This window comes from Candidatus Pseudomonas auctus (assembly GCF_048654275.1).
GTDB lineage: Bacteria > Pseudomonadota > Gammaproteobacteria > Pseudomonadales > Pseudomonadaceae > Aquipseudomonas > Aquipseudomonas pharyngis.
Window position 1 is genome coordinate 260702 of record NZ_JBJYZK010000007.1, and the last position, 9401, is coordinate 270102.

Sequence of the window (9401 nt, forward strand, 5' to 3'; positions counted from 1 at the left end):
CGTCAAGACTGTGAAATCAGACTCTGCCGACAATCGAGCACCAGCTTCGCCCCGCCCAGATCACTGCGTCCCACCTCAAGACTGAACCCGTGCAGGTTGACGATCGCCGCGACGATCGACAGCCCCAGGCCAAAGCCATTCTGCGGTTGCCCGCCCTCGGCGCGATAAAAGCGCTGGAACACCGCCTCCCGTTCTGACTCGGGAATACCAGGCCCGGAGTCATGCACTTCGATCCGCGTATGCCCTGCATCATTGACCCCGCGCAACACCACCGTGCCACCGGCCGGGGTGAACTTGATCGAATTGCTCAACAGGTTCGCCAGCGCTTCAAACAGCAACGCTCGATCACCGTTCAGCATCGGCAGGGTTTCCGGCATGTTCAGCTCGAAGCGCAACTCGTCGTCTTCGGCCAGCGGCAAATAGAACTCGTGCAGTTCCTGCAGCAACAACACCGGATCGAGCTCAACAAACCCCGAGCGCCGCTGACGATCCTCCAGTTCGGAAATCCTCAATAAACCGCGAAACCGCGCCATCAGCGTATCGGCCTCGGCCAGCACCAGATCCAGTTGCGCCGCTTCCGGCGAACCTTCGCCGGCCTGCTGCTGCATGCGATACAACTGCGCGCGCAAACGGGTCAGCGGGGTGCGCAGGTCATGGGCGATGTTATCGCACACGCCTTTGACTTCGTTCATCAAGCGCTCGATGCGATCAAGCATGGCGTTGACGATGGCGGCGAGCATGTCCAGTTCATCGCGGCGATTGGACAGCGGCAAGCGATGAGTCAGGTCGCCGGCGACGATCGACTGGGCACTGTCCTGGATCGCCCGGATCCGCCGCATCGGCCGCCGACGCAGCAGATGCCAGCCGATGATCCCCGGCACAATCGTCAGCGACACGCCCCAGAGCAACGCATGCAGAATGATCCTGGTCACCGCGAACAGCGAACCGTTGTCGCGCAACAACACCAGCCAGCGGCCGTCGCGGGTCGGGGTGGCGACTGCGTCGCAGCTGTCGGCGGGCAGGGTCGGGTCGTCGGAGTCGGCGCATTCGCTGAGCATGTGGATCTTGCCGTCCAGCGGCAGGCCCTCGGGGATCCTCTGCAACGCGCCGCCGAGGTAGCGATGCTGGGCGTCGAACAGACCGTAGGCGTCGATGCCGCGAATGTCGAAGGTCATGCTGGCGGCGAGCGCGTCTTCCAGCTGATCGCCGCGAAAGTGCGAAAACAGATGCTGACGTTGCATCAGCGAATGCTTGGCCAGGTTGTCGAGGTAACCGGAGACCTCGAAGTACATGACCCCCATCAGGATCGCGCTCCAGGCCACGAACAACGAACTGTACAGCGCCAGCAAGCGACTGCTGGAAGAACGCCAACCGTCAGACGGGTTCGGCAATGACATAACCCGAGCCTCGCACCGTACGGATCAGCGGGACATTGCCCGGCGGGTCGATCTTCTTGCGCAGGCGGCCGATGTGCACGTCGATCAGGTTGGTGCCAGGGTCGAAGTGATAGCCCCAGACCTCCTCGAAAATCATCATCCGCGACAGGATCTGGCCGCTGTTGCGCATCAGGAATTCCAGCAGCTTGTACTCGGTCGGCAACAGCGTCAGCACCTGCTCGGCGCGGCGGGCTTCGTGGCTGATCAGGTCGAGTTGCAGATCCGCCACCTGCAACGTGGTCGGTTGTGCGCCGTTGCTGTTCTGGCGACGCAGCAATACTTCGACCCGGGCGGCCATTTCATCGGTGGCGAACGGTTTGGTCAGGTAGTCATCGCCGCCGGCGCGCAAGCCACGCACGCGCTCGTCGACGTCGGAGAGGGCGCTGATCATCAGGATCGGCGTCGCCACGCCCATGGTCCGCAGCGTGGTGACGATGGCCAGGCCATCAAGCTCCGGCAGCATGCGGTCAAGGGTGATCAGGTCGTAGTTGCCGCTGACGGCGCGGTCCAGGCCTTCACGGCCATTGTCGACCCAGTCCACGTCGAGGCCGTGGCTGCTCAGTTCGGCGACAATTTCCCGGGCGGTCACGGCGTCGTCTTCGATGGTGAGGATGCGAGTCATGGTGGGCCTGCTGGTCTGTTCAAACGCAATGGCAGCATTTTGCCAAGATTTTGCGCGGGCGCTTTAAATTAACTTTCATGTTTTAGCGGATACAAACGCTACGACCGGGCTTTTGTGCCAATGCATAAAACCCGCTGTTATCGAGCCGTTGTTGCAAATTGCATGGTCCTAAGAAGTTCAGAGTTTTTAACTGATTGAATTAAAACGATTTATTTAATGTTGCCGACTGGCACGGTCACTGCAATTCATCTGATGACGAGTTGTAACACCATTTTTCATGCCTGGAGCACTACAACAATGAATAGATCCTCTGATGGGTTTTATCCTGCCTACGAAGGAGAGTCGAGCAACGTCTCGGGCGTGTCCTGGGGCGCGATCTTCGCAGGGGCTGCCGCTGCAGCGGCACTGTCGCTGATTCTGGTGCTGTTGGGATTCGGTCTGGGCTTTTCCGCCGTTTCTCCGTGGGCCGGGGAGGGCGTCAGCGCCAAGGGCCTGGGCATTTCCACCATCATCTGGCTGGCCGCCACGCAAATCATTGCCTCGGGGCTCGGTGGCTATATCGCCGGTCGCCTGCGGGTGAAGTGGGCCAACATGCACGGTGACGAGGTGTATTTCCGCGACACCGCTCATGGCTTCCTCGCCTGGTGCGTGGCCACGCTGGTCACCGCTACGCTGGTGGTCGGTTCGGTCAGCAGCATTGTCAGCGGTGGCGTGCAGGCCGGTGCGAGTGTTGCCGGCGGCGCAGCAGGCGCCATGACCCAGGCCGCTGGCACCGCAGCGGGCAACACTGACGGCGATCAGTACGGCTACTTCGTCGACAGCCTGTTCCGCGACGATCGTCCCGCCGCCGTCAGCGATGACGCCGCCCGTGGCACCGTGACCCGGATCTTCGCCCAGAGCCTGGCAAACGGTCAGCTCAGCGCCGAAGATCGTACCTACCTCGCTCAACTGGTCGCTCAGCGTACCAACCTGACCCAGGCTGACGCCGAACGTCGGGTTGATGAAATCTACGCCCGCACCCAGAAAGCAATCGCCGACGCCAAGGTGAAAGCGCAACAAGCCGCCGACACCGCCGCCAAAGTCGCCGCCTGGACTTCGCTGTGGATGTTCATTGCGCTGCTGGCCGGTGCGTTCTTCGCCAGCCTCTCGGCCACCTTCGGCGGTCGCCGCCGGGATGCGGTCGAGTACGTCGAAGTCGAAACCTACACCACGACCACGCAGCCGCCGGTCCGTTAATCAAGGAGACTCACCATGCGCTCACTACTGCTGTTTTTCCTCGGCGTACCGATCCCGATCATCATCCTGATCGCTCTGTTCGTGCACTGATTCCTTGAGGCATATGCCTTGGCCGCTTCCACCTTCGGGTTGAAGCGGCTTTTTCGTCGAGCAGGGGCGGACGATCTAACCAACGTTAGCGTAGTGCTTTGAGAGGGCATACCGCGGAGAGTTGAGTGCCCAGTCGTAATGTCCTCTCAACTCTGAACGCATGGCATTAAGAAAATGAAGACATTGCAGGCTTGCATGTTGGCTGCAAGTTTGTTCCAGGTGTAAAAATTCCGCCATCAGTTTGTTATGGCTATCAGCTGCGAAGTTTATGGCGTCCTGTGCATCAAGTCCTTTGTGGAAAATTAGAGTGGCAGGGTAGTTGAGAGATAACGTATGAGGCTCGTCCCGCTCCTTTGGAAAAGAAAAAATGTCATTGCAATACGCAGTCAAACTGGTAGTTATTGCAATCAGTTTGCGAATTTCTTTGCTTTGGTATTCTTCAGAAGGTACTTCGCGTTGCATTGCTACGTCTTGAAGTGCAAGTCCAAGGGGTGTGGCTGTCGTAAATTTTCTTCCACTAAGATATTCGTTCGGTGTCGGGAGTTTATTTGCCTGGTGCCACCCAGCCTCCCATATAAGACCGAGAAAATAGTAGCTGGCTGCTTCAGCGCAGCGCATATATTGAGTGGCCGAGCAAAAAATTTCTAAACGTTCCCATAGATCAGCAGTTGCTTCTCCCAAATTACTCAAAATCGCTATTTGATCCGATGGGTAGTTCGAAAAGTCGAAAGTTTTCCTGTCGAATGTTCTTGGTGCGTCCATTATTTCACGCAGCCAAAGCTGAACGCGGCAAAGCTCTGCAGGTTGTTTTCCGAGAAAGCCACAGTCAGCAATAATGTCGTCGATAACGAAAAGCCATCCGAATACATAGGTTATGAGTTGCAATCCATCAGCTGTGGCGTTGGGATATTCTCTCGCGGCAAATTCACCGAAGCGACCATGGTGAACGGCAAATGCAAGTTTTTCATTTTCTAGTAATTTGTGCAGGGACAACCACTCGATCATTTGTGTATCGACTAATTCTGCTGACGGATGTTTTTCAGATGGGAAAGGATAATTCAAGAAAGGGAAATCAAGATGGTTTTTTGTCGAAAACATAGCGCGCGGCCCCTTGAAGTTATCATTATCGATGGATCATTTTTATAGTTAGTAACCGATACGACGCTGCCGTGTTGCGAAACTTTGCAGCGCTAGATCAAAATCCTCACGGCTGAAGTCTGGCCAACAAACATCGCAAAAATAAAATTCGCTGTAAGCGCATTGCCAAAGCATAAAGTCGGAAAGGCGTTGCTCTCCGGACGTTCTGATTACTAGATCAGGGTCTGGTGTTCCTGCGCTGTATAAGTTGTTTGTTATTTCATCGATAGATATTTTGCGGTTTGGCGCATTGGGTGGGTTTTTAGATATATGCGTAGCCAGTATTTCTTGAAGTGCGTGAATGATTTCCAGTTTTCCACTGTATGCCACGCCGATGTTGACGCGGGTTCCACTGATTGTTCGGGTGCTTGATTCCGCGTTGGAGATGATCTTGATCAGGTTTTCTGGAAGAACACTTTTCTCGCCAAAAAAAGTCAGGCGCCATTTGCCACTGTCGACGAGTTGCTCAATTACTTCGGCGATGGTTATTAGTAAATCTTCCACCTCGGAAGGTTCACGTTTCAAGTTGTCTTTAGAGAGAGGCCATAATGTAACCAGGGGAATGGAGTTTTCTTCACACCATGAAAGCAGCCTGTGTACTGCCTCACCTCCTTTGCGATAACCCTCTCGCGTCGACACTCCATTCGCTCGTGCCCAGCGTCTGTTTCCGTCGAGAATGACTGCCAGATGCTGAAGCCGCTGATTGGTTGAGTTGAGAGAAAGATTCAAAATTTCTGAAGGCTTTTGGCTCGCAGTATTCATCATCGATCGTCCTTGATTTCTGTCTTGTCCAGGTGGGAAGAGGAGGTTAGGCGCCACTCAGGATGCGGGCTTTTCAAAAAGTGCATAACTGTAAGAAATACCAATCTTTTATATCGTTATTGACTAAAGAAGACGTGATTTGAACCTTTTTGATGGATGTCGTGATGTCTCGGTCAGCTGTTACGAATCGCGGGGATAACAAATTATCCCGCGTGCATCTGAGGTTTTTGCTTTCTGGTAGGTAAGCGGCGATTATCTCGCGGCAGAAGTGGGATGGCCGTTTCTGTCTTTTATTTAAGGATGAATACGTTGGACAAGAAGGAAATCAAACGGCAGCTGGATGAGATGCTCGATGCAGGACGCTCGAAAAATGAAACCTTCAAGGCGTTTTCCGGTGGAGCTGTCAAGGATCGGGTTCTGGCTTACTGGATAGGTTCGCGGATTGACCCCCAGTTGCGCCGGCAGCATGCGCGCAAGGTCACGATTCTGATCGTTCTGACCTGTATTCAGGCACTGCTCGGCGCGCTCGCCGGTTTTTTCATGGGGCTGGACATCGGTGTCGGATTTGCCCTGGTATTCACGCTGATCGCCGCCGGTATTCCGCTGCTGTTTGCCTGGGGCTTCTATAAATATTCCGCTCAGGCTTACACCATTTACGTGATCCTCACGCTCAGTCAGATTTCTCGCCTGTTCAAAGGCTATTCCGAGGATCCGGTATCCACCCTGATCGGTGCAGGCCTGACCTTGGCCATGGTGTTTTTTGTGGCGTGGCTGAAAACCAAACTGTTCCCCGACCTTGGTTTCATCGGGTCGAAAAAGATCAAGGGCCAGTTCGTCTTCTCCAACTGATCGGCGGCAGAACCGTACAGTCATTTCCATGGCCTGGATCAATATTCGTCGGCGCAATATCCCCTACCGTGAAATTTCCAGGCCCTTGCCGCTGGATCGACTACATTGCTTGCGCGCACTTTGCTGCGCGAGCAAAACCCGCCTGCCGGCCCGATAGAGAGCGATAACCCCCACGAGCCGGCGAGGTGTAGTGCAGCAAGGAGCTGTTTCAACCTCACCTGAACTTTTCACGGATGATCATTGCAATGCACTGCCTAGAAAGAACCTTCGATATCCAGCCTTTGACGCAGGCGGATATGACTGTCCACGTCAACGGCCAGCCGGTCAGCGCCGCTATCGGCGAAACCGTGCTCAGCGTCATTCAGTCCCTCGGCGTGCGCCAGGTCGCGCGCAACGATCACAACCAGATCAGCGGTGCCTATTGCGGCATGGGCGTGTGCCAGTGCTGCCTGGTGAAAATCAACGGTCGGCACAAGCGCCGCGCCTGCCAGACTGTGGTGCGCGACGGCATGCTGATCGAGACCCAGGTCAACCGCATTCACGGGCAGGAGGTGGTATGAGCCTGAATCCGGTAATCGTCGGCGGTGGTCCGGCGGGCATGGCGGCGGCCATCGAACTGGCCCTGCACGGGGTGCGCTGCACCTTGCTTGAAGAGGCTTCGCGCCTGGGTGGCGTGGTCTATCGCGGGCCGCTGCGTGATGGTGTGCAGCTGGATTACCTGGGGCCGCGCTATGCCGAGGTGCTGGGCAAACTGCACGGCGATTTCCAGGAGCAATCCGGGCTGATCGACGTGCGCCTCAACCACCGCGTGGTTGGCGCCGAAGGCACGCGCTCGCTGGTGGTGCTGGACGGCGACGAGCGTCTGCACGAAATCGAATACCCGCAACTGCTGCTGGCCGCCGGTTGCCATGAGCGCAGCGTGCCGTTTCCCGGCTGGACCTTGCCCGGTGTGATCATGCTTGGCGGCCTGCAATTGCAGATCAAAAGCGGCGTGGTCAAACCGCAGGGGCCGGTGGTGATCGCCGGCACCGGGCCGCTGTTGCCGCTGGTGGCGACTCAGTTGCATGCGTCTGGCGTGAGCGTCGCGGGTGTCTACGAGGCCTGCGCGTTCGGCAAGATCGCCAAGGAAAGTCTGGCGCTGCTGAACAAGCCGCAGCTGTTCCTCGATGGCTTGAGCATGCTCGCCTATCTGAAACTGCACGGCATCCCGATGCACTACGGCTGGGGCGTGGTCGAGGCGCACGGCGAAGGCGAACTGAAAAGCGTCAGCGTGGCGCCGTACTCGGCGACGTGGGAGCCGGACATGAGCCGCGTTGAGCGCTTCGAAGCGAAGACGCTGGCGGTCGGTTACGGCTTCATTCCGCGTACGCAACTGAGTCAGCAAATGGGCCTGGATCACGGCTTCAGCGACGACGGCTACCTGCGCGCCAACGCCAATATCTGGCAGCAAAGCAGCGAGCCCCACGTGCACCTGGCCGGTGACATGGGCGGGATTCGTGGTGGTGAAGCGGCGATGCTCGCCGGCAAGATCGCTGCCACTTCGATCCTGCTGCAACGCGGCGTGCTGGAAGAAGAGCTGGCGCGCGTCCGTCGCGACCGCTACTTGGGCAAACTCAAAGCCATCGTGCGTTTCCGCGCGGCGGTGGATCGCTACACCGAACGCGGTGTCGGGCAGACCGCCTTGCCGGCGGCCGACACGGTGATCTGCCGTTGCGAACACGCGACCCGCGCCGACATCGACCGCGCGCTGGAGCAGGGCGTGCAAGACATCGCCAGCCTGAAAATGCGCACTCGCGTGAGCATGGGCGACTGTCAGGGGCGGATGTGCGTCGGCTATTGCAGCGACCGTTTGCGGCAGGCCACCGGGCGCCAGGATGTCGGCTGGCTGCGGCCGCGTTTCCCGATCGATCCGATTCCTTTTTCCGCGTTCCAGTCCCTCGGCACGGAGGCCGTTTCCCATGAGTAAGTTCTATGACGTGGTCATTGCCGGCGGCGGTGTGATCGGCGCGTCCATCGCCTACCAATTGTCCAAGCGCAAGGGCCTCAAGGTCGCGCTGATCGACGCCAAGCGTCCGGGCAACGCGACCCGTGCCTCCGCCGGCGGCTTGTGGGCCATCGGCGAGTCGGTGGGGCTGGGCTGCGGGGTGATTTTCTTCCGCATGATGTCGGCCAACCGCAAGCGCGAAACCCAGGGCGCGGCGGTGGCAGTGGACGCCAGCACGCCGCACATTCTGCCGCCGTCATTTTTCGATTTCGCCTTGCAGTCCAATGCGTTGTACCCGGCGTTGCACCGTGAGCTGAAAGACAACCACGGGATGGATTTCAAGTTCGAAAGGACCGGGCTCAAGTTCGTGATCTATGACGATGAAGACCGGTTGTACGCCGAGCATATCGTCGGCTGCATTCCGCATCTGGCCGATCAGGTGCGCTGGCTGGATCAGGCGGCATTGCGCGAGTCCGAGCCGAGCGTCAGCCATGAAGCGCGCGGGGCGCTGGAGTTTCTCTGCGACCATCAGGTCAGCCCGTTCCGCCTGGCCGACGCCTACACCGAAGGCGCCCGGCAGAATGGTGTGGACATGTTCGTCAACACCAACATCACCGGCGTGTTGCATCACGGCACGCGGGTGACCGGGGTGCAGACGGCTGAAGCCGGGGTGTTCCACTGCAAAACCCTGATCAACGCCGCCGGCGCCTGGGCAGCGGACTTGAGCGAGTGGGCCACAGGCATCCGGATTCCGGTGAAACCGGTGAAAGGCCAGATCCTGCTGACCGAACGCCTGCCGAAAATCCTCAACGGTTGCCTGACCACCAGCGATTGCTACATGGCGCAGAAGGACAACGGCGAAATCCTGATCGGCAGCACCACCGAGGACAAGGGCTTCGACGTCACCACCACCTGGCCGGAAATCGCCGGGCTGGTGCAGGGCGCCGTGCGTTGTTTGCCGGAATTGGCGGACATCAACCTCAAGCGTACCTGGGCCGGATTGCGGCCGGGTTCGCCGGACGAATTGCCGATTCTCGGGCCGATGGCCGGGGTCGACGGTTACCTCAACGCCTGCGGGCATTTCCGCACCGGGGTACTGACGTCGGCGATCACCGGGGTGTTGCTGGACAAACTGGTCAACGATGAACCGCTGCCGCTGGACATCACACCGTTTCTGGCGGACCGGTTTGAAGTGGCGCCGGCCAAAGAAGAGAGGGAGCTGGAGATAGCCTGAACTTGTGGGAGCCAGCCTGCTGGCGATGAGGCCGGTTCAGCCACCCTTGAT

General features: G+C 58.1%; 9 protein-coding genes. 5 read left to right on the forward strand and 4 right to left on the reverse strand.

Going from position 1 to position 9401, the window contains the following annotated elements:
• Positions 1 to 2: 2 nt before the first annotated feature.
• Positions 3 to 1397 carry a sensor histidine kinase gene (locus tag ACKUG4_RS15835; protein WP_445434369.1) on the reverse strand — a complete coding sequence of 465 codons (1395 nt, stop codon included), beginning with the start codon at positions 1395 to 1397 and terminating at the stop codon, positions 3 to 5.
• On the reverse strand, positions 1375 to 2058 hold the full coding sequence (locus ACKUG4_RS15840) for a response regulator transcription factor (protein WP_007952956.1): 684 nt from the start codon (positions 2056 to 2058) through the stop codon (positions 1375 to 1377). The genes ACKUG4_RS15835 and ACKUG4_RS15840 overlap by 23 nt, the downstream gene beginning before the upstream one ends.
• Positions 2059 to 2355: 297 nt before the next feature.
• Here ACKUG4_RS15840 and ACKUG4_RS15845 point away from each other — a divergent pair, with 297 nt between their 5' ends.
• Positions 2356 to 3294 (forward strand): hypothetical protein, encoded by a 939-nt coding sequence (locus tag ACKUG4_RS15845; RefSeq protein WP_445434370.1) that lies wholly within the window; start codon positions 2356 to 2358, stop codon positions 3292 to 3294.
• A gap of 165 nt (positions 3295 to 3459) precedes the next feature.
• Here ACKUG4_RS15845 and ACKUG4_RS15850 read toward each other — a convergent pair whose 3' ends face one another.
• A complete protein-coding gene (locus tag ACKUG4_RS15850; protein WP_445434371.1) occupies positions 3460 to 4482 on the reverse strand; it encodes a terpene synthase family protein in 1023 nt (340 codons plus the stop codon).
• A 48-nt stretch (positions 4483 to 4530) separates the two neighbouring features.
• Entirely contained in the window at positions 4531 to 5283 is a 753-nt protein-coding gene (gene uppS, locus ACKUG4_RS15855; protein WP_445434372.1) for a polyprenyl diphosphate synthase, read from the reverse strand.
• Positions 5284 to 5592: 309 nt separating this feature from the next.
• Here uppS and ACKUG4_RS15860 point away from each other — a divergent pair, with 309 nt between their 5' ends.
• The 4 genes from ACKUG4_RS15860 to hcnC all read left to right on the forward strand — a co-directional run bounded on the left by ACKUG4_RS15860 (position 5593) and on the right by hcnC (position 9350).
• Positions 5593 to 6132 (forward strand): hypothetical protein, encoded by a 540-nt coding sequence (locus ACKUG4_RS15860; RefSeq protein ID WP_085602650.1) that lies wholly within the window; start codon positions 5593 to 5595, stop codon positions 6130 to 6132.
• A 245-nt stretch (positions 6133 to 6377) separates the two neighbouring features.
• A complete protein-coding gene (gene hcnA / locus ACKUG4_RS15865) occupies positions 6378 to 6692 on the forward strand; it encodes a cyanide-forming glycine dehydrogenase subunit HcnA (RefSeq protein ID WP_085613265.1) in 315 nt (104 codons plus the stop codon).
• Complete coding sequence (hcnB, locus tag ACKUG4_RS15870) at positions 6689 to 8098, forward strand: cyanide-forming glycine dehydrogenase subunit HcnB (RefSeq protein WP_445434373.1); 1410 nt, start codon at positions 6689 to 6691, stop codon at positions 8096 to 8098. Before hcnA ends, hcnB begins: the two co-directional genes overlap by 4 nt.
• The gene (hcnC, locus tag ACKUG4_RS15875; protein WP_445434374.1) at positions 8091 to 9350 is read left to right on the forward strand and encodes a cyanide-forming glycine dehydrogenase subunit HcnC; all 1260 of its coding nucleotides are present in this window, start codon (positions 8091 to 8093) and stop codon (positions 9348 to 9350) included. Before hcnB ends, hcnC begins: the two co-directional genes overlap by 8 nt.
• Positions 9351 to 9401 lie beyond the last annotated feature (51 nt).

Bases quoted from the DNA above. Each gene is read 5' to 3' on its own strand.
- ACKUG4_RS15835 (WP_445434369.1), bottom strand. From the start codon at position 1,397: ATGTCATTGCCGAACCCGTCTGACGGTTGGCGTTCTTCCAGCAGTCGC.
- ACKUG4_RS15840 (WP_007952956.1), bottom strand. From the start codon at position 2,058: ATGACTCGCATCCTCACCATCGAAGACGACGCCGTGACCGCCCGGGAA.
- ACKUG4_RS15845 (WP_445434370.1), top strand. From the start codon at position 2,356: ATGAATAGATCCTCTGATGGGTTTTATCCTGCCTACGAAGGAGAGTCG.
- ACKUG4_RS15850 (WP_445434371.1), bottom strand. From the start codon at position 4,482: ATGTTTTCGACAAAAAACCATCTTGATTTCCCTTTCTTGAATTATCCT.
- uppS (WP_445434372.1), bottom strand. From the start codon at position 5,283: ATGAATACTGCGAGCCAAAAGCCTTCAGAAATTTTGAATCTTTCTCTC.
- hcnA (WP_085613265.1), top strand. From the start codon at position 6,378: ATGCACTGCCTAGAAAGAACCTTCGATATCCAGCCTTTGACGCAGGCG.
- hcnB (WP_445434373.1), top strand. From the start codon at position 6,689: ATGAGCCTGAATCCGGTAATCGTCGGCGGTGGTCCGGCGGGCATGGCG.
- hcnC (WP_445434374.1), top strand. From the start codon at position 8,091: ATGAGTAAGTTCTATGACGTGGTCATTGCCGGCGGCGGTGTGATCGGC.